Origin of the sequence: Brevundimonas vitisensis (assembly GCF_016656965.1) — a bacterium.
Classification (GTDB): domain Bacteria; phylum Pseudomonadota; class Alphaproteobacteria; order Caulobacterales; family Caulobacteraceae; genus Brevundimonas; species Brevundimonas vitisensis.
In genome coordinates, this window is record NZ_CP067977.1 from 2,317,565 (window position 1) to 2,342,823 (window position 25,259).

Here is a 25,259-nt window from a genome sequence, read left to right on the forward strand (position 1 = left end):
GCCGTCAGGGGCGCGTCTGGCCCGTGCCGCGCACGACGTATTTGTAGCTGGTCAGCTGCTCGGCCCCGACCGGCCCACGGGCGTGCAGACGCGATGTGGAGATGCCGATCTCGCCGCCAAAGCCGAACTCGCCGCCATCGGCGAACTGGGTGGAGGCGTTCCACATGACGATGGCGCTGTCGACGGCGTTCAGGAACCGGGCGGCAGCGGCGGCATCCTCGGTGACGATGCATTCGGTGTGACCCGAGCCGTGGCGCCGGATGTGATCGACCGCCTCATCCAGACCGGACACGATCCGCACCGCCAGGATGGGGGCCAGGTATTCGGTGGTCCAGTCAGCCTCTTCCGCTTCGGTCATTTCCGGCACCAGGGCCATGGCCGCCGCATCGCCCCGGAGCGCGCAGCCCGCCGCGCTCAGGGCCTGGGCGACGGGCGGCAGCAGCCGCTTCGCCGCCTCGGCATCGACCAACAGGGTCTCGGTGGCGCCACAGACCGAAACGCGCCGCATCTTGGCATTCAGGGAAAGGGCGACCGCCATGTCGGCGTCGGCGGCGGCATGCAGATAGGTGTGGCACAGGCCTTCCAGATGCCCGAGCACAGGCACCCGGGCCTCGGCCTGGACCCGGGCAACCAGGCTCTTGCCGCCGCGCGGGATCAACAGATCGACCGTGCCTTCCAGCCCGGTCAGCAGGGCGCCGACCGCCGCGCGATCGGGCGTGGCGACGATCTGGATGGCGTCGGCAGGCAGTCCGGCGGAGATCAAGCCTCGCGTCATGGCCGCATGGATGGCCAGCGAGGACTCCAGACAGTCGGATCCGCAGCGCAGGATCGCGACATTGCCCGAGCGCAGGCAAAGCGCGGCGGCGTCGGCGGTGACGTTGGGACGGCTCTCATAGATGATGGCCAGGACGCCGATCGGCGTGGAGACCCGCGCGATATCCAGGCCGTTCGGACGCTCCCACCGCGCCAGTTCCCGGCCCAAAGGATCGGGCAGGGTCGCCACCTCGGCCACGGCGGCGGCCACCGCCTCGATCCGGGCGGGTGTCAGGGACAGCCGGTCGATCAGCGCTTCGCTGAGACCCGCCGCCCGGGCGCGGTCCACGTCACGCAGATTGGCCGCCAGAATGTCCGCGCTGGCGGCCGTCAGGGCCTGAGCCGCTGCGATCAGGGCGTCGGTCCGGGCCTGGGCCGGGGCGTCGCGCAGCGCCTGGGCGGCCATCCGCGCGCGCCGACCCATGTCCAGCATCTGTGCGTGAATGTCGCTCATCCGCTCGGTCATCCGTCCGTGTCCAGAACAAGGTCGTCGCGGTGCACCGCGACCTGGGGACCGCGATAGCCAACGAGACCTTCCATGTCGCCGGTGTTCCGCCCCAGGATCAAGGCCATCTCCTCGGCCGGATAGGCGGCCAGGCCGACGCCGGCGCGCAGGCCCTCGGCTGTTTTCAGGATCACGCTGTCACCCTTGTCGAACCGGCCCTCGACCGCCAGGATGCCCGAGGGCAGGAGGCTGCGGCCGGCCTTGAGCGCGGTCACTGCCCCGGCGTCGAGGGTCAGCGAACCGGCCGGTTCCACACTGCCTGCGATCCAGGCCTTGTAGGCGTCCAGCGGCGTGCCGGGGGCGGGAACCAGGGTGGCGCGGGCGCCGTCCGCCACCGCGCTCAGCGGTCGCTCGACCAAGCCGGACGCAATCAGGGTCGCGCAGCCTGCCGAGCGGGCGATGCGTGCGGCCAGCAGCTTGGTCCGCATCCCGCCGGACCCTACTCCCGCCACGGCATTGGCCTCGCCCGCCATGGCCATGATCTCGGGCCCCAGGCTGTCGACAACGGGCAGGTGGGCCGCCGCCGGGTCGCGCCGGGGATCGGCCGTATAGAGGCCGTCGACATCGCTGAGCAGGATCAGCAGGTCGGCGCGCGCCAGCTGCGCCGTGCGGGCCGCCAGCCGGTCGTTGTCGCCATACCGGATTTCCTCGGTCGCGACCGTGTCGTTCTCGTTGACCACCGGCACGGCTCCCAGCCTCAGCAGGGCCTCGACGGTCGAGCGGGCGTTCAGCCAGCGGCGGCGCCGCTCTGTATCCTCGCGGGTCAGAAGGACCTGTGCCGGGATCAGGTCGTGCGGGGCCAGGGCGGTCTCCCAGGCCTGCATCAACAGCGACTGGCCGGCGGCAGCCGCGGCCTGGGTTTCATCCAGACGGGCGCTTTTCTTCAGGCCCAACCGACCGCGCCCCAGGGCCACGGCACCGGACGACACCACGATCACCTCGACCCCCCGCGTTCGCAGGGCGGCCACGTCGAGCGCCAGGGCCGAGAGCCAGCCCGTGGCCGGTCGCCCCTGGCTGACCAGCAGGGCCGACCCGATCTTGACCACGACCCTGCGCGCTCCGGCCAGGGCCGCAGCGGCATCTAGGGGCAGTAATGTGGAGGCGGGTACGGTCACGCTCCGACCATGCCCGCCCTGTTGCGGCGCAGCAAGGTGGGCGGATGCCGCCCGAGCCCTTTCAGGCCCGGGCGGCAGACGTCGGGATCAATAGCGGTAGTGGTCCGGCTTGAACGGGCCTTCGGTCGGCACCGAGATATAGTCCGCCTGTTCCTTGCTGAGGGTCGTCAGCTTGGCACCCAGCTTGGCCAGGTGCAGCATGGCGACCTTCTCATCCAGGTGCTTGGGCAGGGTGTAGACCTTGTTCTCGTACTTGTCGGCATTGGTCCACAGTTCGATCTGGGCCAGCACCTGATTGGTGAAGGAGGCGCTCATCACGAACGAGGGGTGACCCGTGGCATTGCCCAGGTTCACCAGACGGCCTTCCGACAGCAGGATGATCTTGTTGCCGTTCGGGAATTCCACGTGGTGGACCTGCGGCTTGATCTCGTCCCACTTGAAGTTCTTCAGGCCGGCGACCTGAATCTCGGAGTCGAAGTGGCCGATGTTGCAGACGATGGCGTTGTTCTTCATCGCCCGCATGTGATCGACGGTGATGACGTCCTTGTTGCCCGTGGCGGTGACGAAGATGTCGGCCTCGGGGGCCGCGTCTTCCAGCGTCACGACCTCATAGCCTTCCATCGCGGCCTGCAGGGCGCAGATCGGGTCGATCTCGGTGACCTTAACGCGGGCGCCGCCCTGACGCAGCGAGGCGGCCGAGCCCTTGCCCACGTCGCCGTAGCCGCAAACGACCGCGACCTTGCCCGACAGCATGACGTCGGTGCCGCGACGGATCGCGTCGACCAGCGATTCACGGCAGCCGTAGAGGTTGTCGAACTTGGACTTGGTGACGCTGTCGTTGACGTTGATGCCTGGGAACGGCAACTCGCCCTTCTCGGCCATCTGATACAGGCGGTGAACGCCGGTGGTGGTTTCTTCAGAGACGCCGCCGATGGCATCACGGATGGCCGAGTAGAAGCCGGGCTTCTCCTTCAGGTACCGCTTCATGACCTTGTAGAGGGCCTCTTCCTCTTCGTTCTGAGGATTGTCGAGGACCGAGGCGTCCTGCTCGGCCTTGGGACCGAGCACGCACAGCAGGGTGGCGTCGCCGCCGTCGTCCAGGATCAGGTTCGGATAGCCGCCGTCAGCCCATTCGAAGATCTTGTGGGCATAGTCCCAGTATTCTTCCAGCGTCTCGCCCTTGGTGGCGAACACCGGCGTGCCGTTGGCGGCGATGGCGGCGGCGGCGTGGTCCTGGGTCGAGAAGATGTTGCATGAGGCCCAGCGGACGTCGGCGCCCAGGGCTTCCAGCGTCTGGATCAGCACGGCGGTCTGGATCGTCATGTGCAGCGACCCGGCGATCCGCGCGCCCTTCAGCGGCTTGTCCGAGCCGAATTCTTCGCGCAGCGCCATCAAGCCCGGCATTTCGGTTTCGGCGATGGCGATCTCCTTGTTGCCGAAATCGGCCAGGGAAATGTCGCGAACGATATAGTCGGTCATGAGGGCGGGTCTTTCAGCGTCGGAATGAAGATTGCGGGCGCTATAGCCCGGCACGGCCTGCGGCACAACAATCGTATAAGGATATCCTTATATGATGGCCGGTGCCAAAGCGATGTTGAGCGCCCTTGGGGCAGCGGGGGCTTGCCCTTCGCCGCCGAGCGTCGCAGGAAGCGGCATGACCCGTGACCTGACCCAACCCCGCCATGACTGGACCCTGGACGAAGTCGAGGCCCTGTTCGCTCGACCGTTCATGGAGCTGGTGTTCGACGCCGCGACGGTGCATCGGGCCTGGTTCGATCCGTCGCAGGTCCAGAAGTCGCAACTGCTTTCGATCAAGACCGGCGGCTGTGCGGAAAACTGCGGCTACTGCTCGCAGTCGGCCAGTTTCGACACCGGACTGAAGGCCGAGAAGCTGATGGACGCCTCGGCCGTGATCGCCGAGGCCATGGCGGCCAAGGCGGGCGGTGCCTCGCGCTTCTGCATGGGGGCGGCTTGGCGCGAACTAAAGGATCGCGATACGCCCAAGCTGGCCTCCATGATCGCGGGGGTTAAGGCCCTGGGTCTGGAAACCTGCGCCACCCTGGGCATGCTGACCGCCGACCAGGCGCGCCAGCTGAAGGCGGCGGGTCTCGATTATTACAACCACAACCTGGACACCGGGCCCGACTATTACGCCGAGGTGGTGACCACGCGGACCTATCAGGACCGTCTCGACACCCTGGCCCATGTTCGCGACGCGGGCATGAGCACCTGCTGCGGCGGCATTGTCGGCATGGGCGAGGCACGCCGCGACCGGGCGGGGCTGCTGCACGCCCTGGCGACCCTGCCGGTCCATCCCGACAGCCTGCCGGTCAATGCCCTGGTGCCGGTCACGGGAACGCCGCTGGGCGAGCGGGTGCTGAAGACGGGAGAGATCGATCCCATCGAGTTCGTCCGCACCGTCGCCGTCGCCCGGATCGTCTGCCCACGCGCCATGGTGCGGCTGTCGGCGGGACGCGAGACCATGAGCGTGGAGATGCAGGCCCTGTGCTTCCTGGCCGGGGCCAACTCCATCTTCGTGGGCGGACGGTTGCTGACGACGCCCAATCCGGAACAGGACGAAGACGCGCGGCTGTTCGCGCTGCTGGACCTGCGCCCTCTGGAACCGGCGACGGTCGAGGCCGCCGCCTGATCAATCAGTCGCGCAGCAGCTCGTTGACCCCGGTCTTGGCGCGGGTCTGGGCGTCGACGCGTTTGACGATGACGGCGCAATACAGGGACGGGCCACCGTTCGGATCGGGCAGGGCGCCGGGCACCACGACGGAATAGGCCGGGACCTCGCCGCGGAAGACCTCGCCGGTCGCCCGGTCCACGATCTTGGTCGATCCGGACAGATAGACGCCCATAGCCAGGACCGCGCCTTCGCGGACGATGACGCCCTCGGCCACCTCGGCACGGGCCCCGATGAAGCAGCCGTCCTCGATGATCGTCGGATTGGCCTGGAGCGGTTCCAGCACGCCGCCGATGCCGGCCCCACCCGAAAGGTGCACGTTCTTGCCGATCTGGGCGCAGGACCCCACGGTGGCCCAGGCATCGACCATGGAGCCTTCGTCCACATAGGCTCCGATGTTCACGAAGCTGGGCATCAGCACCACATTGCGGCCGATGAAGGCTCCCTGACGGACGATGGCCCCCGGCACGGCGCGGAAGGCGGCCGTCTGGAACTCGGTCGGGGTCATGTCGCCGAACTTGTTGGGCACCTTGTCCCACCACGGGCCGACGCCCGGCGCATTCGAGGTGGCGGTCCGGTCGGCGGCACGCATCACCTGGTTGTCGTTCAGCCGGAAGGACAGCAGCACGGCCTTCTTCAGCCACTGATGCGTGGTCCAGAGACCGTCCGTCCCACGCGAGGCGACGCGCGCCTGACCCGAATCCAGCAGGTTCAGCGCATGCTCCACCGCCTCGCGGACTTCGCCGCGGCTGGTGGGTGACAAGGACGCGCGGTCTTCCCAAGCCGCGTCGATCACGGTTTCCAGTTGGGCAAGATCGGTCATGCGGCGGCCTTCAGGGTCAGGGGGGTCAGAAATTCCAGCAGATCGGGGGCGACATGGTCGATCCAGGGACCGATCTCGTGACCATGGCCATCGCCGACCAGAACAGTGGTCATGCCCATGGCCTTGGCCGGTTCCAGATTGCGCGGCGTATCCTCGAAGAAGATGGCGGTGTGAGGATCGATGTCATGGGCCGCGAGGAACCGGCGGAAGGTGGCCGGTGCCGGCTTGGGGACCAGGTCCATATCCTCGATGGCAAAGACGCCATCGAACCGGTCGGGGATGCCGATCCGATCCAGGACGCGTGCCGCATGGCTGCGCGCGCCATTGGTCAGCACGAAGCGTCGGCCAGGAAGATCGGCGAGGACCGCATCCAGGCGGGGGTTCGGCTCCAGCCCGTCGAGGGGAACGTCGTGGACCTCGCGCAGGAAGCGTTCGGGATCGACGGCATAGTTGGCCATCAGCCCGGCCAGGGTCGTGCCGTATTCGTTCAGGAACTGCTTCTGCAGGACGCGTGCCTCCGGCCCGGGCAGGCCGACCGCATCGATCAGGAACAGATTGATCCGCTCCTGAACCAGCCCCATCACCCCCTGTTCCCGCGGGTAGAGGGTGTCGTCCATGTCGAAGATCCAGGACACGACGTGCGACAGGTCGGGCGCGCTCATGCCGCCTTCACCAGGGTTCCGGCCCCGTGCTCGGTGAACAGTTCGACCAGCATAGCGTGGGGGCGACGCCCGTCCAGGATGACCACAGCCTCGACGCCTGCGCGCACGGCGGCCATGGCCGTCTGCAGCTTGGGGATCATGCCGCCGGTGGCGACGCCGTCCTCGATCAAGCGCGAAGCCTCGCCGACCGTCATCTGGCGGATGATCTGGCCGTCGGCGCCGCGCACGCCCGGCACGTCGGTCAGCAGCAGCATCCGTTTGGCCCTCAGCTCTCCGGCCAGGGCACCGGCGACCGTGTCGGCATTGACGTTATAGGTCTGGCCGTCCTCAGCCACCCCGATCGGCGCGATGACCGGCACCCAGTCGGCGTCCGATTCCAGCAGGCGGGTCAGCAGCTTGGCATCGACCCGGGTCGGGTCGCCGACGAAGCCCAGATCGACCTCATGCTCAATCATGCTGTCGGGGTCACGCTTGGTGCGCTTGGTCTTTTCGACGGTCAGCAGGCCCGCATCCTTGCCGGACAGGCCGATGCCGCGCACGTCGGCCTCCTTGCCCGCCACTGTGATCCAGTGGGCGATCTCTTTATTGACCGCGCCGGACAGGACCATCTCGGCCACCGCCATCGTGTCCCTGTCGGTGACACGCAGGCCGTCGACGAAGCTGGACTTCACCCCCGCCTTGTCCAGCATGGCGCTAATCTGGGGCCCGCCGCCGTGTACCACGACGGGATTGACGCCCATCAGCTTCAGCAGCACCACATCGGCGGCAAACTGCCGCGCCACGGCGCTTTCGCCCATGGCATGGCCGCCGTATTTGATCACGACCGTCTCGCGATCATAGACCTGAATATAGGGCAGGGCTTCGGCCAGCGTCTTGGCGGTGTCCCAGCCGCGATCTTCGGATTGGCGTTCGTTCTCGTCCATCGAGGCGCTGATAGCGATGAGGACGCTTCCTGTCACCGGCAAAGCCGATTGGGCCGCAGCGAACGACCCGTGATCACCGACCGTTGAACCCGCTGACGACGGTCACGCTTGCCGTTTGCCGTGCGCCGGTTAGGGTGCTGGTATCGCGTAGTTCATTCTCGGTTGGGGTTCATCATGTTCGACAGTTTCGCCGGCGCCCGCAGCGGCTCCTCCACCTCGGGCCGCTTCATCGAAGATGCAGACGCGCCGCTGAACACCGCCGTCTTCAACACGCCGACCGACACGACGGACTCTCTGTTCGGCGGGATCTCGACCTATGGCCTGTGCGGCGGCTGCGGCCGCTTCCACGGCGCGACCGATGCCAATGGTGACACCCAGGGCGCGATCATCAATGCCGATGACCGGGGAACCCTGCAGCCAAACGGCAAGCCGTCCCTGGGTGTTGGCGAGGCCGGACAGCAGCTGACGCGCTCGGGGGCCAGCTGGTCGGCCCTGGGTCAGGCGACCAATGTGACCTTCTCGTTCCGGGCCACCGCACCGGACACCATGCCCAATGGGACAGGCGATTTCAGCCAGTTCACGGCCACTCAGATCAACGCGACCTTGCTGGCGCTGGCCTCATGGTCTGACGTGGCCAACATCACCTTCACCCGTGTGAACGACGCCGGGAGCAACTATTCCAACAACGCCACCATGGTGTTCGGCAACTATGCGACGGGCGCCGCCGGTGCTGCCGCCTTTGCCTATCTGCCGGGTTCCGCCACCAACGCGAACAACCGCAACGCTGGTGTCAACAACGGCGACGTCTGGATCAATAACTCGATCGACTACAACGCAACGCCGATCATGAATCAGTATGGCCAGCTGGTGCTGGTGCACGAAATCGGGCACGCGATCGGGTTCAGCCACCCCGCCGATTATAACGCCAGCGAAGGCGTTCAAATTCGCTACGGCACGGACGCCACCTATTTCGAAGACTCGCTGCAATACACGGTGATGAGCTACTTCGATGAAGGGTTCACCGGGGCGAACTATTCGATCGGTGCCCAGCGCTATGCCGCCGCGCCCCTGGTCGACGACATCGCGGGAGCCCAGCGTCTGTACGGGGCCAATATGACCACCCGGACCGGGGACACCGTCTATGGCTTCAACTCCAACGCAGGCCAGCCCTGGTACAGCGCCGCCTTCGAAACCAGCGTCCTGATCTTTGCGGTCTGGGATGCCGGCGGCACCGACACCTTTGATTTCTCCGGATACCTCAACAACCAGATCATCGACCTGCGCCAGGGGGCCTTCTCCAACGTGGGCGGCATGGTCGGCAACGTGGCCGTCGCCGTCGGCGTGACGATCGAGAACGCCATTGGCGGGTCCGGCGACGACGCCATCCGCGGCAACTCGGCCGACAACAGCCTGCGCGGCAACGGCGGCAACGACACCATCGATGGCGGCCTGGGCACCGACACGGTGGTCTTTGCCGGCAACCGCTCGGCCTACACCATCACCTGGAATGGCCAGGTCGGCACGGTCGTCGGGCCCGACGGCACGGACACCATCACCAATGTCGAGTTCCTGCAGTTCGCGGACCAGCGGATCGCCGCTGCGCCCACGGGCGGGCTGCTGGTCGCCGGGGATCTGACCAATGAGACGATCAACGGCAGTGCCTTTGCCGACACCATCGGCGGACTGGGTGGGAATGACACCATCAATGGCCTGGCCGGGAATGACACGCTGAACGGCGGGTCGGGCAACGACATTCTGAACGGCGGCGACAACGACGACATCCTGATCGGTGGCCTAGGCAACGACACTCTGGTCGGTGGCAACGGAATCGATACTGCCGACTACACCGGTGCCGGGGCCGGCGTCACCGTCAGCCTGGCGACGGGAACCGCGACGGGCGGTGCGGGCACTGACACCCTCGCGACCATTGAGAACCTCACCGGTTCGGCCTTCAACGACCGTCTGGACGGCGACAACAACGCTAACGTCATCCGCGGCGGCGGCGGGGCAGACCTGATCAATGGCGGCGGCGGCAATGACACCCTCTACGCCGGAGCCGCGGTCGTGACGGCCGCCCCTGACGTGATCAAGGCTCAGACAACGCTCAACAACAGCACGACAACAGCTGTTTCTCTGACCGGAACGTTCGATCTTCAGGCGCGCGCCGGTGTTCAGGACGCCACCTCGATCCCGCACTCCACGGTCGTGGCAACGGCTCATGGCGGCCTCGAATATTATGCGGTGACGGTGACGGCGGGCGAAACGATCCGGCTCGACATTGACAATGCGAGCTTCGACAGCACCTTGCGGATCGTCACGGCCGACAATGTCGAGTTGGCGAACAATGATGATGCGGGGCAGGCCGGTGACGGAGGCGCTTCGACGGACTCCTACCTCACCTATACTTTCGCTACGGCGGGAACCTATTACATCCAGGTTGGCCGCTGGCAGTCCGGCGCGGATGCGACCCTGGTCAGCGCCCCGCCGGCCGCCGGTGCCACCTATACGCTGCACGTCTCTTCCCCCAGCCAGACGCCCGTCGCTGAGGTCTTGCTCGGCTCGGTCATCAATGGCGATGACGGCAACGATACCGTCTATGGCAGCACCGGCTTCGACGTGCTGTCGGGCAACGCGGGCGACGACACCATCTATGGCGGTGGCGGCGACGACCACCTGGGCGGCGGCATCGGCAACGATACCTTCTATGTCGACTCTCAGTCCGACATCATCTTCGAGGGTGCCGGCGAAGGTCAGGATCGCGTCTTCTCGACGTCGAACTACTACCTCTATGCCAACGTCGAGGATCTGACGCTTCAAGCGGGCGCCGGGAACATCTTCGGCGTCGGCAACGGTCTGGCCAACGTCATCACCGGCAACGAGGGGGCCAACCTGCTGATCGCCGGTGCCGGAAACGACACGGTCAACGGCGGTTCGGGCAATGACACCCTGTATGGCCAGGACGGCAATGACACGCTGAACGGTGATGCGGGCATCGACTATCTGGACGGCGGGATCGGCAACGACACGCTGAACGGCGGCGCCGATGCCGACAATCTCCAGGGCGGTGAGGGTGACGACACCCTGACCGGCGGCGACGGCTTCTTCACCGACATCCTGGTCGGAGGAAACGGCAACGACACCCTGCGCGGGGACTCCGGCCTGGGCGACTACGACCGTATGGACGGTGGCGCCGGCAACGACAGCTTCTATGTCGACAGCGGCGACGATCTGACGACCGAAGCCTCCGGCGGCGGCACCGACACCGTCTATGCCGACATTCGCGTCGCCAACAGCGGCGTCTATCTGCAGGCCAATATCGAGAACCTGGTCCTGATCGGCACGACGGCCTTCGGTGTCGGCAACGATCTGAACAATACGGTCACGGGCAATGCTTCGGCCAACACGCTGCGGGGCGGCGCCGGCAACGACATCATCAACGGCGGGGCCGGAAACGACGTCCTCTACGGTGATGCCGGAAACGACACCTTCGTCTTCAACGCCCGTACGGGCGGCGACGTGATCGTCGACTTCTCCTTGGCCAACGACCGGATCGATCTGTCGGCCTTTGCCCAGTTCACCAGCTTTGCGGCCCTGCAGACGACCTTCAGCCAGGTCGGTGCCGATGGCGCGATCAACCTCAGCAATGGGGACTTCATCGTTCTGAACGGCGTCACCATGGCCAATCTGACGGCCGCCAACTTCATCCTGCCGAGCCAGGCTGCAGCGGCGGCTCCCGCCCTGCCCGAAGGCAAGGCGGACGAGGGTCCGCTGGTCCTGCCGGGCGTGTCGGACGACGGCTTCATGCTGGACCTGGGCAAGGCGGATCCCGCCTCCGGTCCGCAGGTCCTGCCCGGACCGGCTTCGGCCGTGGCGGGCAAGGTCTCGCTGGACGGACCGCTGGTCCTGCCGGGGATCGTCGACGACAGTGCTGACGGCAAGGCGAACTGGGACGAAGCCCAGGTCCTGCCCGGACCGGTGGCGAACGCCAGCAAGTTCGACGTGGATGCGCCGCAGGTCCTGCCGGGCGTGGTCGATGACGGCTTCCTGCTGTCGGGCGACATCGTGTCGGGTGCCGGCAAGGCGGACTTCGACTTCGGCCCGCTGGTCCTGCCGGGCGTTCGCGACGGCGGCTTCGACCTGGCCGCGGCGCTGGGCGGCGGCGCGACGAACGGGACGGAGTCCCTGTTCAACGACCAGCTGGATCTGCAGGGCGTGATGGATCTGGGACGCGACAGCGCCACCACCCATCTGCGCGATCTGCACGATCCCTGGGCCTGATAGGCCGGTTCCGATCTGATACTCCCCGAGGCGGTTTTCCCGCCTCGGGGTTCAGGTTTGAAGGGGCGAGGCGATAACGCCGCCGATGGGCGGTTGCCGGCTCATGACGACATCGCAGGCGGACAGGGTCGCCATTTCGCCAGCGTCGATCTCCAGCAGGGTCGCGTCATACTGGATACGCCAGAAGCGGAAGCCCTGACCGCTCAGCCAGGCGACGAAGGCATTCAGATCGGCGCGTGCGCCCATCTGGACCACATCCCACTCCATACAAACGACAATGTCGGGCCGCTGCAGCAGCCGCTCGGCCCCGCGCAGGATCAGGGGCTCTGACCCCTCCGCGTCCATGCGGATCAGGCGGACGTCGCCGGTGACGACATCGTCCAGGCGCACCGCCTCGACTACGATCAGCTCGCTGTCCTGACCCAGGGCCCCTTCACGCGTCGACAGGGTGCCGCCGCCGGCATTGCGCCGAGAGGTGGCAAAGCTGAGGGTCGTCGCCCGGTCGGCCGCCGCCTTGGCGACGACTTTGACCCGGCCCGAATAGCCGTTGAAATGCACCGAGCGGCGGACCAGTTCGGCCAGATGAGGATTGGCCTCGAAGGTGACCAGGCTGCCCTCCGGTCCCATGCGTTGGGCCATGGCCACGGTGTAGACGCCGAAATTGGCGCCGACCTCAATCGCATGGTCCCCCGGCTGGACCAGGCCGCAGATGACCTGATGAATCCAGGCCTCCCAGTATCCCCGCGCGATCAGATGGGCCGCCACCGCCTCATCCATCGGATCGACATAGAGGAAATGTCCATCCGTCAGCCGGGTCAGCCCCAGGTCCGGACCGAGGGTGAAATAGCGCTGGGGCTCCGGAAGCGGAGGGGGAGGGGGTGGTGGAGGCGGGGGCGGGGCGGGGGCGGCTTCGGCCTCGATGCGTACCGGCTCGGGCTCAGGCGCTTCATGTGCCGGGGTAACAGCCTGCGGCGGCCGCCGGTGCAACAGGGGTTCGACCCGCAGGGCGCGCCGGTTGCGTGCAACCGCAGACACCCGCCGCTGAGGCTGCGGATCGTCCTGCGGCACCTCGCGAGGCAGGGAAACGCCCGCGCGCAGCAACCCACGCAGTTCGCGCCCGGCATCATCTTGGCCAGGGTCCAGCCGATGGGCGCGGCTATAGAATTGGGCCGCTTCGTCCAGCCGGTCCGTCAGCTTGAGCAGATGGCCCAGTTGCAGGTGGGTGTCGGCGACCTCCGGCGCACGGGCCAGGGCCTGGCGATAGGCGGCCTCGGCCCCCGCTCGATCCCCGCCTTCCTTCAGGGCATGACCCAGCTGCACCCAGAGGTCTGCCCGGCTGTCGTCCAGATCCAGCGAGGCGCGATAGGCACGGGCCGCACCGGCCCAATCGCCACGATCGCGGGCTGCGTCGCCCATGGTCGCCAGGCCGCCCGCCGACGGTTCGCCCCACACCCTGATTCCAAAGATTTCCATCCTGCCTCGCTAAGGAGGTGTCGCCGCGAAAGCAATCTCAGCCGACCCGGTCCACCCGCACCCCTTCGAACCCCAGCACGCCGTCGACCGCCGGCACGTCCAGCGCCAGTCGAAGCTCGGACGGCGCAGCATCCTCCCAGCGATGAGAGAGCTCGACTTCGAACCGACCGGCCCGCCCCGGACGAAACGCGTGTGTGGCGAACCTGGCCTGATCGCCCCACTCCAGCCGCCACGACGCCTTTGCGGCCGACGCATCCAGCCAGAACCGCAGCCGGATACGCCAGTCGCCGGGGGGAAGGCTGACGTAGGGTCCAAAGACCAGAATGCGCGCACGCCCGGTGATATCGAGCCGCTCCGGTACGCCCTGAACCACGCCGGATGTGGAGGTGTGGCGGAACAGGTCCCGCGCCCACTGCGCCGATGCGCCATGAAGGGGTGGTCCGTCGGCAAACAGCGATAAGGCCGTCCGTGCCGAGCCGGCATCGGTGGCTTCCGCTAGGTGCTCAGCGGCCGGAACCACCAGCCCGGGTACAATCTCGGTGGCCCCCCTCGTCTGGTCGGTGATCCACAGGGCGTCGCTGAGCGTCGAGGCCTCGGCCAGCAGACGGGACACGACCCACAGGCCCTGTTCCGGTGGCAGGTCATAGGCGCTCGCTGCCGCCTGCGCCGCCTGTCCCAGGTCCGGGGCCACGACGATCCAGCGGGCAGGCTCCAGATGCCTGGCATGGGCGATGTCCGAAACCAGCAGGATCGTCCCGTGCGCTATGGCCGACACGGGTTGCCCCGCATAGGGCAGGACGGACCAGTCTTCCCCGGCTGAGGCCAAAAGCCTTTCGTGCCAGGCCGCTGCGGCCTTACCCGGCAACAGCAGGATGCAGGCCGCAACCGTGGCCGTCATGCCGCCCTCAGCCAGCTGTAGATCTCGATCGCCTCGTCGATGTCGGCGAACAGCTTGGCGCGGCCGCCCTCGATGATCAGGGCGCGGTCGCACTGTTCGGCGACCAGATGCATGTCGTGGGATGCCATGATGAAGGCGCGCTCTGCCCGGCGCTCGAAGAGGGCCTCGCGGCATTTCTGCTGGAAGCGGGCATCGCCTACGGCGACCAGTTCGTCGATCAGGTAGCAGTCGAACTCGATTGCCAGCGACAGGCCAAAGGCCAGTCGGGCCCGCATGCCGGAGGAATAGTGCTTCACCGGCTCCCGCAGTGCAGGGCCCAGTTCAGCAAAATCGTCTACCCGCGCCAGGGTCTCGGCATAGGGTCGGTCATAGATGCGGGCGATGAAGCGGATGTTGTCCAGGCCCGACAGGCTGCCCTGAAATCCACCGCCGAAGCCGATGGGCCAGGACACGCTCATGCGCCAGGTCACGACGCCCCGGCTTGGCGACAGGACCCCGCCGAGGATCTTGATCAGGGTGGACTTGCCCTGACCGTTTCGGCCCAGCAAGGCCAGTCGCCCGCCGTGTTCCAGGTCGAAATCGACATCGCTGAGAACCGGGGCCGTGGCTCCTCGCCAGGTCTTGCCCAGCCGACGCACCGACAGTCCCGGCAGGTCGGGCGGCGTCATCCGTCCTGGCGGTGCTCGCGCACCCCCGCCCAGATCAGGCGACCCAGGGCATAGACCAGAAGCGAACTGAGCAGGACCGTCAGGATCGACAGCCAGCGACGCGGCAACATGGCCTCGTCCGGTCGGCCAGGATCGACGATCCGTTCCAGATACAGCGTCTGACGCCGGGCCTCCTGACGCGCCTCGACCAGGGCCGCGGCCGCCTGGGTCAGCTGGCGGTCGGCGAACTCGCGTTCCAGAACCAGTTCCTCATAGGCTCCAACCCGGGGGGCCAGCGATCCGGCATCACCCGCGATCTTCGCTCGCTCGGCGGCGATCTGGCGCTCATAGGCGCTGATGCGACTGTCCAGGCTGGGCAGTTGCGGGCTTTGCGGGGCCTCGGCGGCCAGTTGCGAGCGTTCGGCGCGCAGGCCGGCGACCGCCGCCAGAAGTTCGCCGATCAGGGCCGTGCTCTCGGCCGCGGCCCTTTGGGGGTCGATGAAGCGTTCGCGATTACGGAAGGACGTCAGTCGCGCCTGGACCGCCGCCAGCCGCGCCTGGGCCTCCAGTTGCGCGCGCTCGGCCTGGGCCACGGCATCGGCAGCTGCCCGTTCGTTCAGGCGGTTCACCAGGCGCTCGCCGCCCTGCAACAGAGCCTCGGCCATGCCCTGGGCATCCTGGGGGCGGAAGGCCTCGACCCGCAGCGTGCTGATCCCGGTGGTGGAGTCATAGCCGACCGTGACGAAACGCTGGAACGCCTTGTGCCGTCCCTCGAAACTGCGGCTTTCCCAGGGGCGCGGGTAGCGGGAAAAGACATCCACCCCGGGCCGACCCAGCAGGGCCGCCACATCATAGCGGGCCCCGAGCTCACGAAGACCGTCGCGTGACCGAATGTGCTCGTGAACGGCAAAGGCGTCGGTCTGGGCCTGGGCGACACCGATCCCGCCCAGAGCCACGCCCAGGGATGACGGCTGCATCTCGCTGGGCGCGCGCACTATGAAGCGGGCCTCGGAAACATAGCGCGGCGAGGCGATCAGGCCGAAGTAGAGCACCGCCAGCAAGGTCGGCACCCCTACGACGATCAGAAAGGGCCAAGGCAGCCGGCTGCGCCAGTCGCTGGTCGAACGGCCGCGGTCTTCCGCGTCGGGCGTGGGGCCCAGATAGGTCAGCCGGGGCTCGCTCACAGATACACGCTCACGACAGACTTTATCCTATTCGGCATCGATGCGGTCCTTGGCCCCGTTCAGCAGCGCCAGACCCAGCAGGTTCAGGACTCCGCACCAGGTCAGGGCATAGACCGGATCGTAGTGCGTGGCCACGAACTCGCCGAACACCCCGCCCCGGATCATCTCGACCGGATGGGGCAGGGGGATCAGCAGGAACAGCTCGCGATACGCGGGGGGCAGCCAGTCGGCCATAAAGAATACGCCTGACAGCGGGATCAGCGCATAGGTCAGGAGGGGGACGATCCGCTCCATGACCTCGAAGCGGACGGCCAGACCGCTGAGGGTCAGGGCCAGGCCCATCCCCATCAGACCCAGAATGATCCAGCCGAAATACAGCAGAAGCCAGTCGTGTGGCAGGCTGACCTGTCCCAGGGTCATCAGGATGGCATAGACAACGACGAAGGCGCCGGTCGCGCCCAGAAACTCCAGCAGATTGCGCGAAGCGTAAATGTGCAGGGCGGTCACGGCCCGATGGTGCAGCAGCCCGATATTGGATTGCAGCGCGGCCAGGCTGAAGCTGATCTGATGGCGGAACAGCAACAGTGCCATGTATCCGGTCATGACGAAGGGACCCAGCCGGACGCCGTGCTCATGGTCGGGGCGGATGATGGACCACAGCACCAATACACCCAGACAGAACAGCAAGGGTTCGCCGATCAGCCAGACGAAGCCCAGGCCCCGGCGGCCGTACCGGGTGATCAGTTCACGCATCATTAGCGCCCCGACAACGCGACTGTGGCGCGTCCACGGCGACAGAATGGCGAAGGCGAGGGGGCGGTCGGTCACGTTTTGACGATAGCGACCGCGCGGAGGCAGGCAAGCGTCGCTTGGGGTGTGTCCGCCGGCAGGCCGCCCTGTATCCCCGAAAACACGGTTTGGCGTGCCTTCCTCGCCGGGCAGTGTTTGCTACTCGACCTCGTACAGCGAGGCTGATATGTGACGTTCGAGGCGGCGTGTCCGTCGCATTTTGAACATAGAGCTGCGGAGGGCACTTTTTCATGCGTGCTAAGAACTTCATTCTGGCCTCGGGAGCTGCTGCGGCGCTTCTGATGGCTGCCGGTGCCGCTGCTGCGGAACCGAACGGCTGGTACGGCGCGATCGACGCTGGCTGGCATGGTGTTGACGACGTCAAGGTCGCCGACGCTGGCTTCAGCGATCTGTGGGAACTGGAAGTCGAAGACGGCTGGGCCGCTTTCGGACGTCTGGGCTATCGCTTCGACCAGAACTGGCGCGTCGAACTCGAAGGCGGCTATCGCTCGGGTGAAGTGGGCATCTTCACGCGCACCCCGACGGGCGCTGGATCCTCGATCTGCTCGCCGGCCACGACCGGCCCGTGCGACACCCCGGAAGGTGACGTCGAATCCTATTCGCTGATGACCAATGTCATCTACGACTTCGGCGATGCCTCCTGGAGCCTGCGTCCCTTCATCGGCCTGGGTGCCGGTGTGGCCCGCGTGAACACGGACATCGTGGGTTCGCTCGCCGGCGTTCGCGCCGTCGGCTTCCGCGCTGACGACAGCTCGACCGAACTGGCTGCTCAGGCCATCGCCGGCCTGGGCTGGGCGATCTCGGACCGCGCTCACCTGGACCTGACCTATCGCTACTTCATGACGGACCTGGAGTTCGACAGCTCGACCACGTCGGTTGTCTATCCGTTCGGCACCTTCGAAGGCGACTATAACGAGAGCCACGCGATCACGCTGGGCCTGCGCTACGCGTTCGGAGCCGACGCTCCGCCGCCGCCGCCTCCCCCGCCGCCGCCGCCGCCCCCGCCGCCTCCTCCGCCCCCGCCGCCGCCTCCGCCGCCCCCGCCGCCCCCGGCTCCGGTCCAGGCGCGTCAGTTCGTGGTGTACTTCGACTGGGATCGTTCGGACCTGACGGCCGAAGCCCGCTCGATCATCACCCAGGCGGCCAACTACGCCAAGTCGGGCCGTCCGACCCGTATCCTGGTCGTCGGCCACGCCGACACCTCGGGTTCGGCCGCCTATAACGTCGGCCTGTCCAACCGCCGCGCCCGCACCGTTGCGGACGCCCTGGTGGCCCAACAGGTCAACGGCGGCGTGATCTCGCTGGACGCCAAGGGTGAAACCGCCCTGGCCCGTCCGACGGCTGACGGCGTGCGTGAGCCGCTGAACCGTCGTGCGACCATCGACATCAACTTCTAAGACCCTTCGGAGACGGGCCCGGTCACAAGCCGGGCCCTGATCCCGGGCTTCGGCCCGAAGGTCGGCGAAGTCGTCGAAACAAACATCAGCGCCGATCCGGGAAACCGGGTCGGCGCTTTTGCTGTGGGGCGTGGTCGGAAAGCAGAGCCGCTACGGGAGAGTGTGGAAGGCCGACGCCGTCGCCAGGGTCACAATCGATCCTCACGTCAGGCAAGGCTGTGCCGACGGGCCGGGCTTGAATGCTGACGCGGATGGCTGCGCCGCTGCGCAACCTCTATGGATCCGGCTTCCGCTAGCTCAGACTGGCCTGGATCACGCTGGGACCGGCAGTACCGCGTTCCCTTATGGCCTCTCCGACGCCGATCACCAGCGAGGCCGTCAGGACGGCGGAGACCAGAGCAATACCGGCCAACCGAAGGCCGTGTATCAAGTCGCGATGATCTGGACCCACTGCCGCTCCCCCGAGATTCGACAGAAGGACAGTCACCACGAGATGAGCGGCATCGCAAGTCGCTGTTCACTAAAAAACGGGCGGCACCGAAATGCCGCCCGTCATTCATTCAGGCTTGTAGGCGCTTAGCCGCGGAACGGACGGATGGTGATCTCCACCCGGCGGTTCTGGGCCTTGCCCGAGGCCGTGGCGTTGGACGCGACCGGCTCGGCCTCGCCGCGCCCTTCGACGTACAGACGGTCGGCCAGAACATTGCGCTGTACCAGATAGGACGCAACCGAGGACGCCCGACGCCGCGACAGGTCCAGGTTGTAGGCGTCCGCGCCGTCGGAATCGGCGTGGCCGATGATGTCGATGGTCGACTGATCGTACTGGTTCAGGACCGCGGCCACATCGTCGAGCACGGCGTAGAAGCCGCCTTCGATGTTGGACTGGTTGCTGGCGAAGGTCACATCCGACGGCATGCGAAGCACCAGGACGTCGCCCTGACGCGCCACGCCAACGCCGGTGCCGGACAGTTCGGCTTCCAGGGCGCGCTGCTGGCGATCCATGTAGTTGCCCACCGCACCACCGGCCAGGGCTCCGATGCCAGCCCCGATCAGGGCGTTCTTGCGGCCTTCTTCGCTGTTGGAGGTGTTGGTCAGATAACCGAGGATCGCCCCGCCCACGGCGCCGGCGATCACACCGGTGCCGGTGTTGTTGCGACGCGGGGTCGAGCTGTAGGGGTCGGTCGTGGTGCAGGCGGCCGTGGCCAGCAGGGTGATGACGCCGGCACTGGCGACGAAAATCTTGGCGCGCATGGATATATCCTTCTGATCCGAATGGGTCGGCGCGAAAACGCCAGTCTACGGTGAAGGTTCCTAGCTGTATCTGAGATGAACGACGCGGGTTTGCCAAGATCGGGGCCCACAACGTAAAAGCCGACCCTGATCAAGCCAAAGGCCAAGTCCGTGAATCCTGTCCCGTCATCCGTTCCTGCTTCTTCAGGTCGCGCCATCGAGCCGGTTTCGATGCGGCTGTATGACGAGGATTTTCAGGGCTTCAGCGACGCCCTCGGGTCGTCATTCCGGCGCTACGGCTTTGCGGTGGTCGCCGATCATGGGCTGGATGAAGCCGTCATCGAGGCTGCCATCGACGATGCCAAGGCCTTCTTCGCCCTGCCCGAGGCCGTCAAGCGGGCCTATCATGTGCCGGGGATCGGTGGGGCACGTGGCCTGACGCCCTTCGGGATCGAGGCGGCCAAGGATGCCGCGGCCGTCGATCTGAAGGAGTTCTGGCACGTCGGGCGCGAACTCCCGGCTGGCCATCCCTACCGCCAGTATATGCGCGACAATGTGTGGCCCACCGAGATCGAGGGCTTCCGCACCCACCTCTACGGCATGTTCCAGGCGATGGATGACCTAGGGCGCAAGCTGCTGCGGGCCATCGCGCGGGCATTGGGGCTGTCCGACGACTGGTTCGAGGACAAGGTCGATATGGGCAACAGCGTCCTGCGGATGCTGCACTATCCGCCGGTTCCGGCTGATGCCCCCGGTGTCCGGGCCGGCGCGCATGAGGACATCAATGTCATCACCCTTCTGCTCGGCGCGGAGGAGGCGGGGCTGCAGCTGAAGGATGCCGATGGGCGCTGGCTGGATATCGCTCCGCCGCCGGGCGCATTGGTGGTCAATATCGGCGACATGCTGCAGCGGCTGACCAATCATGTCCTGCCGTCGACGACGCACCGCGTGGTCAATCCGGCGCCGGAACGGCGCGGTTTCGCGCGCTATTCGACGCCCTTCTTCCTGCACTTCAATCCGGATTTCGAGATCGCGACCCTGCCGTCGACGATCACGCCCGACCGGCCGGACCGCTATGCCGGGCAGTCGATCACGGCGGAGGAGTTCCTGTTGCAGCGGCTGCGGGAAATCCGCCTGCTCTAGACGCCTACTTCGAGATCCGCAGCCGGGTGATGTCGCGGCCGATGGCCTGGAAGGCGGCGGACAGGTCGGTGCCGCTGTTGGGCATATAGACGTGATTGGCCGAGGTCGCGCACTCGTTGACGATCGCCCGCGCGCGCGGGTCGTCGACCACCTGGAACCCGACCGTATAGACGATGACGCCTGATCCCTTCATGGAGGCGCACAGGGCCAGGGTCTGGTCGAAGGGGTGGCCGTTCGGCGCATTGCAGTTGATCTGCACCTCGCGCGAGCCGGAGCCATTGGTCGAGTCCTGGGCGATGACGCCGTTGCAATAGCCGCTGTTGTATTCGCCGTCCGTCATGATGACGACAGCCTTTAGGACCTCAAGCGGGTTGTAGGGACCGGCCGCATTGGACGGCCACAGGGACGCGAAGTTCGGGGAGACCGTGTACCAGCCCCAGCCCACCCCGATGTGACCGGCTGTGGAGCCCGATGCGGTCAGGCCATTGATACGGCTCTTGATCGTGGTGCGGTTGCTGCTGAGCGGCAGGATGGTGTTGGGCAGGCACGGGTTGCTGGACGACGGATAGTTGCGGCCCAGTCGCGCCGAGCCCGGAGAAGCGTCGGTATAGGCATTGGTGCCGTGCCGCTCGGTCACGCAGGTGCTGATCTGCTGGGTCACCAGGGTGCCGTAGGGGTTGAAGAAGGCGTAGTAGGTGCAGCCGGCCTGGGCGCACCACGACCGGCCGCCGCTGGAGTAGTTGTCCCAGTTGGCCCCGTTCACGCCGATCGAATAGGTATTGGTCGTGACGTCACTGACCCGATAGGTCCGGTCGTTGATCTGGGTCATGCCGCTGACATTGGTGATGCGGACATATTGGTTGTTGGACAGGCCGTGGCTGTTGGCTGTGACCACTACCGAGCAGTCGTCGACCTGACATTTCCGGATCGTGCCGCCCGAGCTGTAGTTGTTCCAGTTGGAGCTCGAGACGCCGGACAGGGTGAATGTGTTTGTCGCTCGGTTCGAGACCACATAGGCGCGGTTATTGACCTGGGTCATGCCGCTGACGCCGTTGATCCAGACGACGTCACCGTTCTGGAAGCCGTGGTTGTTGGAGGTGATACGGGCGGGGTTGTTGCGGGTAATGTTGCTGATCGACTTCGACGAGCCCGTCGACCAGGAGGCTCCGGTGATATTGGCCGAGCCGATGATGGAGCCGCGGGCGTTGGTGGCATAGGAGTCGACGTTGACGGCCATCGAATAGGGCACCACCGACACCTTGGAATAATAGGGTGACTGCTGGTCCTGAACCACGATGTCGACCAGGTCTGAGGCGGCGGCGCGCAGATCGATGATCTTCTGGCCCTGCATCGAGCCGGTGGTGTCGAGCACCAGAGCGACCTCGACGTTCTTGGACGACCGGTTGACCTCCGAATGGGCCCCGACCGGGATATACTCGTCCATGAACTGCCCGTAGGGCGGCAGGAAGATGTGGGCGACCAGGGTCTTCACATCGACTTTGGCGTCGGCGATGACGACGTCGTTTTCATCCAGACTGAAGCGGGTGTCGCCGGTGCGCAGCGTGATCTGGGGGTAGGCCTTCAGGTTCGCTTCGAGCGAGGCCATGCCGACCCGGTTGATGTCGACGTCCTCGGTATAGGATGATCGGGCCGCAGCCAGGGTGGCGGCGTCCAGGGCGTCCTGAAGATTGACGCGCACGGTTGAGGCCCGGTGGATGTCCACGCCGCCCACCGTCATCAGGATTAATACGGGCAGGCTCAGGGCAAACATCATGGCGATGTTGCCGCGAGTGTCGCGCGCAAAGCGCCGCGCCGCATGGGTCCAGGTCAACAGGCTCATACCGATCCGCTCATCCCGACGCCGGGCGCAACTGTGCCGACATCTCATGCCGGCATGATGGCGTGGGCCGGTTAAGGGATCGGCCAAGACGCAGGGTTAACGGAACCTCGCCCCCCTCCGCATGGGCGGGGGGCGAGGTAGCGCGTCACCAGCCGCAGGCCTTGCCGCGGTTCTGTTCGGTCAGCCAGGTGTTCAGCGGCGCGAAGTAGTCGGCGACGGCCGAGGCGTCATTGCCGTTCTCACCGGTGAAGGCGGCCATGGCTTCGGGCCAGGGGCGGGACTGGCCCATCTCCATCATGGCATTGAAGCGCTGGCCGACCTCGGTGTTGCCGTAGATCGAGCAGCGGTGCAGCGGCCCGGTCCAGCCGGCCTGTTTGCAGGCCGCGCGATGGAACTGGAACTGATAGATGTGGGCCAGGAAGTAGCGGGTGTAGGGCGTGTTTCCGGGGATATGATACTTGGCCCCCGGATCGAAGGCGTCGGCCGGACGCGGTCCGGGCGGGGTCAGGCCCTGGTATTTCAGCATATTGGCCGTCCAGGCCTGATTATACTCAGCCGGGCCGGTCTTGCCGCTGAACACATCCCAGCGCCAGCGATCGACCATCACGCTGAACGGCAGGAAGGCAATCTTGTCCAGCGCCATCTTCAGCAGGAAGGGGATGTCCTCAGCATCGCCCGGCACGGTCTCCAGAAGCCCGATCTGGTTCAGATAGGTCGGGGTCAGGGCCGACAGGCCGATGAAGTCGCCGATCGCCTCGTGGAAGCCGTCGTTCGCCCCGTTCTTGAACAGGAAGGGCTGGTCCTTGTAGGCGCGCTGATAGACGTTGTGGCCCAGCTCGTGATGGACGGTATAGAAGTCGTCGCCATTCACCTGGGTGCACATCTTGATGCGCACATCCTCCAGATTGTCGAGGTTCCAGGCCGAGGCGTGGCAGACGACCTCGCGGCCTTCGGGGCGGGTGATCTGGCTGCGCTCCCAGAAGGTCTCGGGCAGGGGATCCAGGCCGATCGAGGTGTAGAAGCCCTCACCGGTGCGGACCATTTTTTCGGCATCATAGCCGCCCTGGACCAACAGGTCGGTCAGGTCATAGCTGCTGTCGCCGCCCGTCTTGGGGGCCACGACGTCATAGATGTTGCCCCACTGCTGCGACCACATATTGCCCAGCAGGTCGGCGCGGATCGGTCCGGTCGCGGGCTGGACGGCGTCGCCATAACGCTCGTTCAGTCGGCTGCGCACATAGCAGTGCAGGTTCTCGTAGAAGGGCTTGACCTGTTCCCACAGGCGATCGGTCTCGGCGGCGAAGGCGTCGGGGGTCATGTCATAGCCCGAGCGCCACATGGCCCCGGTGTCGGCAAAGCCCAGCTCGCGAGCCCCTTCGTTGGCGATTTCGACCATGCGCGCATAGTCGGAGGCCATGACCGGCGAGACGGTGCGCCAGCCTTCGTACAGGGCCTTGGTCTCGGCCGGATTGCGGCTCTCGGCGATCAGGCCGACGGCGTCATCCAGGGTGATCTGGCGACCCTGATAGTCGAACTTGCCGGTGGCATAGGTGGAATCCAGCCGCGTGGTGATCTGGGCCAGTTCGTCGGCGCCGCCCGGACGGTTCGGGGCCGGCAGGGTGATGCCCTGACGCAGCAGGTTCAGCTTGCGCCGAACGTCGGCGGGCACCTGGACATCGTTGAAGCGGGCGGCCTCATTGGCCAGCTTGACCTGAAGCTCGGTGTATTGGGCGTTGGCCTTGGACTCCAGCCACATGGTGTCGTGGGTGATATAGGTGGCGCGCACCCACTGGACCCGGCCGACATATTCGCTGAGCGCGCTCAGATCGGCTTCGGCCTTGGCGACGAAGGCGGTGGCTCCTTCAGCCGTGGCGGCAAAGGTCTGGTCGGTGGCGACGGGCATGGCACCCAGCTCCGACGCGGGGGGCGGCGTCTCGGCCATCGGGGTATCGTCGCGGAACAGGGCGCAGCCGGCCAGACCCAGGGTCAGGGCGCAGACAGCAGTGGCAGTCATCAGGGGGCGTTTCATCAGGGTCTCCTGTACGCAGGCCGGGCGATGCGCCCCGGACCTCGTTCGTGGGCCGCACAGGATGTGACGGCGAAGCGTCCGTCAAGCGCCGCGGTTCAGTCCAGGACGCAGGCGGCCAGGCCGTCGTTGCGCACTGTGCCCATGGCGGCCTGGATGCGTGCCGCGCGGCGGCGGACATAGGGGCCGGGCGAGGCGGCCTTATAGCGGCGCGGACTGGGCAGGATGGCTGCCAGCCGGGCCGCCTCGCGCGCGGTCAGCTCGTCGGCGTCCTTGCCGTACCAGTGGCGGGCGGCGGCCTGGGCCCCATAGACGCCGGGGGCCCATTCGGCGACGTTCAAATAGACCTCCATGATCCGGCGCTTGGACCAGGTCGCCTCGATCAGGACGGTATAGCCCGCCTCCAGCCCCTTGCGGATCCAGTCGCGGCCGGGCCACAGGAAGACGTTCTTGGCGGTCTGCTGGCTGATGGTCGAACCGCCCCGGACGCGACCGCCGGAGGCATTGGTCCGCAGAGCCTTTTCGATCGCCTTCATGTCGAAGCCCGAATGGGCACAGAAGTTGGCATCCTCTGCCGCGATGGCGGCCTCGACCAGTCGGGGGGAGATGTCGTCCAGCCCTCGCCAGCGATAGAACAGCCCGTTGCCGCTCAAGGCCCGACTGGTCATCAGCAGGGTCAGCGGCGGCGGGACCACGGCATGGATCAGGACGCCGCCGATCGGCAGCAACGCCAGGACCAGCAGTCCGATCAGGATCGGCCGGCCGCGCTTTCGGATGGTGTCGGACGCCCCCGTCATGGATGG

At 66.4% G+C, this 25,259-nt stretch carries 20 protein-coding genes; 4 read left to right on the forward strand and 16 right to left on the reverse strand.

The window, feature by feature from the left end:
* Positions 1 to 4 precede the first annotated feature (4 nt).
* From JIP62_RS11800 to ahcY, 3 genes are all read right to left on the reverse strand, one after another.
* Positions 5 to 1,279 carry a glutamate-5-semialdehyde dehydrogenase gene (locus JIP62_RS11800; protein ID WP_407932720.1) on the reverse strand — a complete coding sequence of 425 codons (1,275 nt, stop codon included), beginning with the start codon at positions 1,277 to 1,279 and terminating at the stop codon, positions 5 to 7.
* On the reverse strand, positions 1,276 to 2,409 hold the full coding sequence (gene proB / locus JIP62_RS11805) for a glutamate 5-kinase (RefSeq protein WP_201104733.1): 1,134 nt from the start codon (positions 2,407 to 2,409) through the stop codon (positions 1,276 to 1,278). Before proB ends, JIP62_RS11800 begins: the two co-directional genes overlap by 4 nt.
* Positions 2,410 to 2,520: 111 nt before the next feature.
* The gene (gene ahcY / locus JIP62_RS11810; RefSeq protein WP_201102375.1) at positions 2,521 to 3,912 is read right to left on the reverse strand and encodes an adenosylhomocysteinase; all 1,392 of its coding nucleotides are present in this window, start codon (positions 3,910 to 3,912) and stop codon (positions 2,521 to 2,523) included.
* Positions 3,913 to 4,087: 175 nt separating this feature from the next.
* Here ahcY and bioB point away from each other — a divergent pair, with 175 nt between their 5' ends.
* A complete protein-coding gene (gene bioB / locus JIP62_RS11815; protein WP_201102376.1) occupies positions 4,088 to 5,083 on the forward strand; it encodes a biotin synthase BioB in 996 nt (331 codons plus the stop codon).
* A 4-nt stretch (positions 5,084 to 5,087) separates the two neighbouring features.
* On the opposite strand, the gene dapD is transcribed toward bioB, so the two are convergent.
* From dapD to argB, 3 genes are read right to left on the reverse strand one after another with little or no spacing between them, the layout of a single operon-like run.
* Positions 5,088 to 5,945, reverse strand: coding sequence for a 2,3,4,5-tetrahydropyridine-2,6-dicarboxylate N-succinyltransferase (gene dapD, locus JIP62_RS11820; RefSeq protein WP_201102377.1), 858 nt, complete (start codon positions 5,943 to 5,945; stop codon positions 5,088 to 5,090).
* On the reverse strand, positions 5,942 to 6,607 hold the full coding sequence (locus JIP62_RS11825) for a pyrimidine 5'-nucleotidase (protein WP_201102378.1): 666 nt from the start codon (positions 6,605 to 6,607) through the stop codon (positions 5,942 to 5,944). Before JIP62_RS11825 ends, dapD begins: the two co-directional genes overlap by 4 nt.
* Complete coding sequence (gene argB / locus JIP62_RS11830; protein ID WP_201102379.1) at positions 6,604 to 7,530, reverse strand: acetylglutamate kinase; 927 nt, start codon at positions 7,528 to 7,530, stop codon at positions 6,604 to 6,606. Before argB ends, JIP62_RS11825 begins: the two co-directional genes overlap by 4 nt.
* A gap of 174 nt (positions 7,531 to 7,704) precedes the next feature.
* Between argB and JIP62_RS15315 the strand changes: the two genes are divergently transcribed.
* Positions 7,705 to 11,808 carry a M10 family metallopeptidase C-terminal domain-containing protein gene (locus JIP62_RS15315; RefSeq protein WP_330999924.1) on the forward strand — a complete coding sequence of 1,368 codons (4,104 nt, stop codon included), beginning with the start codon at positions 7,705 to 7,707 and terminating at the stop codon, positions 11,806 to 11,808.
* A 51-nt stretch (positions 11,809 to 11,859) separates the two neighbouring features.
* On the opposite strand, the gene JIP62_RS11865 is transcribed toward JIP62_RS15315, so the two are convergent.
* From JIP62_RS11865 to JIP62_RS11885, 5 genes are read right to left on the reverse strand one after another with little or no spacing between them, the layout of a single operon-like run.
* A complete protein-coding gene (locus tag JIP62_RS11865) occupies positions 11,860 to 13,281 on the reverse strand; it encodes a protein arginine N-methyltransferase (protein ID WP_201102380.1) in 1,422 nt (473 codons plus the stop codon).
* 37 nt (positions 13,282 to 13,318) lie between these two features.
* Positions 13,319 to 14,179: a hypothetical protein gene (locus JIP62_RS11870; RefSeq protein WP_201102381.1), complete on the reverse strand. Its 861-nt coding sequence runs from the start codon at positions 14,177 to 14,179 to the stop codon at positions 13,319 to 13,321.
* Positions 14,176 to 14,847: an ABC transporter ATP-binding protein gene (locus JIP62_RS11875; protein ID WP_201102382.1), complete on the reverse strand. Its 672-nt coding sequence runs from the start codon at positions 14,845 to 14,847 to the stop codon at positions 14,176 to 14,178. Before JIP62_RS11875 ends, JIP62_RS11870 begins: the two co-directional genes overlap by 4 nt.
* Positions 14,844 to 16,010 carry a chain-length determining protein gene (locus JIP62_RS11880; protein ID WP_201102383.1) on the reverse strand — a complete coding sequence of 389 codons (1,167 nt, stop codon included), beginning with the start codon at positions 16,008 to 16,010 and terminating at the stop codon, positions 14,844 to 14,846. The genes JIP62_RS11875 and JIP62_RS11880 overlap by 4 nt, the downstream gene beginning before the upstream one ends.
* A 27-nt stretch (positions 16,011 to 16,037) precedes the next feature.
* Positions 16,038 to 16,838 carry an ABC transporter permease gene (locus JIP62_RS11885; RefSeq protein WP_230974744.1) on the reverse strand — a complete coding sequence of 267 codons (801 nt, stop codon included), beginning with the start codon at positions 16,836 to 16,838 and terminating at the stop codon, positions 16,038 to 16,040.
* 212 nt (positions 16,839 to 17,050) lie between these two features.
* Here JIP62_RS11885 and JIP62_RS11890 point away from each other — a divergent pair, with 212 nt between their 5' ends.
* Positions 17,051 to 18,217, forward strand: a complete 1,167-nt coding sequence (locus JIP62_RS11890; RefSeq protein ID WP_201102384.1) for an outer membrane beta-barrel protein — start codon at positions 17,051 to 17,053, stop codon at positions 18,215 to 18,217.
* A 292-nt stretch (positions 18,218 to 18,509) separates the two neighbouring features.
* Here the strand turns inward: JIP62_RS11890 and JIP62_RS11895 are convergent, their stop codons facing one another.
* Together JIP62_RS11895 and JIP62_RS11900 are read right to left on the reverse strand one after the other, a co-directional pair.
* Positions 18,510 to 18,647, reverse strand: a complete 138-nt coding sequence (locus tag JIP62_RS11895; protein WP_201102385.1) for a hypothetical protein — start codon at positions 18,645 to 18,647, stop codon at positions 18,510 to 18,512.
* A 146-nt stretch (positions 18,648 to 18,793) separates the two neighbouring features.
* Positions 18,794 to 19,468, reverse strand: coding sequence for an OmpA family protein (locus tag JIP62_RS11900; protein WP_201102386.1), 675 nt, complete (start codon positions 19,466 to 19,468; stop codon positions 18,794 to 18,796).
* 210 nt (positions 19,469 to 19,678) lie between these two features.
* On the opposite strand from JIP62_RS11900, the gene JIP62_RS11905 reads away from it, so the two are divergent.
* A complete protein-coding gene (locus JIP62_RS11905) occupies positions 19,679 to 20,590 on the forward strand; it encodes an isopenicillin N synthase family dioxygenase (protein WP_201102387.1) in 912 nt (303 codons plus the stop codon).
* A 4-nt stretch (positions 20,591 to 20,594) separates the two neighbouring features.
* Here JIP62_RS11905 and JIP62_RS11910 read toward each other — a convergent pair whose 3' ends face one another.
* The 3 genes from JIP62_RS11910 to mtgA all read right to left on the reverse strand — a co-directional run bounded on the left by JIP62_RS11910 (position 20,595) and on the right by mtgA (position 25,253).
* Entirely contained in the window at positions 20,595 to 22,430 is a 1,836-nt protein-coding gene (locus JIP62_RS11910; protein WP_201102388.1) for a ubiquitin-activating E1 FCCH domain-containing protein, read from the reverse strand.
* Positions 22,431 to 22,575: 145 nt separating this feature from the next.
* A complete protein-coding gene (locus tag JIP62_RS11915; RefSeq protein WP_201102389.1) occupies positions 22,576 to 24,459 on the reverse strand; it encodes a M2 family metallopeptidase in 1,884 nt (627 codons plus the stop codon).
* A gap of 95 nt (positions 24,460 to 24,554) precedes the next feature.
* Entirely contained in the window at positions 24,555 to 25,253 is a 699-nt protein-coding gene (gene mtgA, locus JIP62_RS11920) for a monofunctional biosynthetic peptidoglycan transglycosylase (protein ID WP_201102390.1), read from the reverse strand.
* Positions 25,254 to 25,259 lie beyond the last annotated feature (6 nt).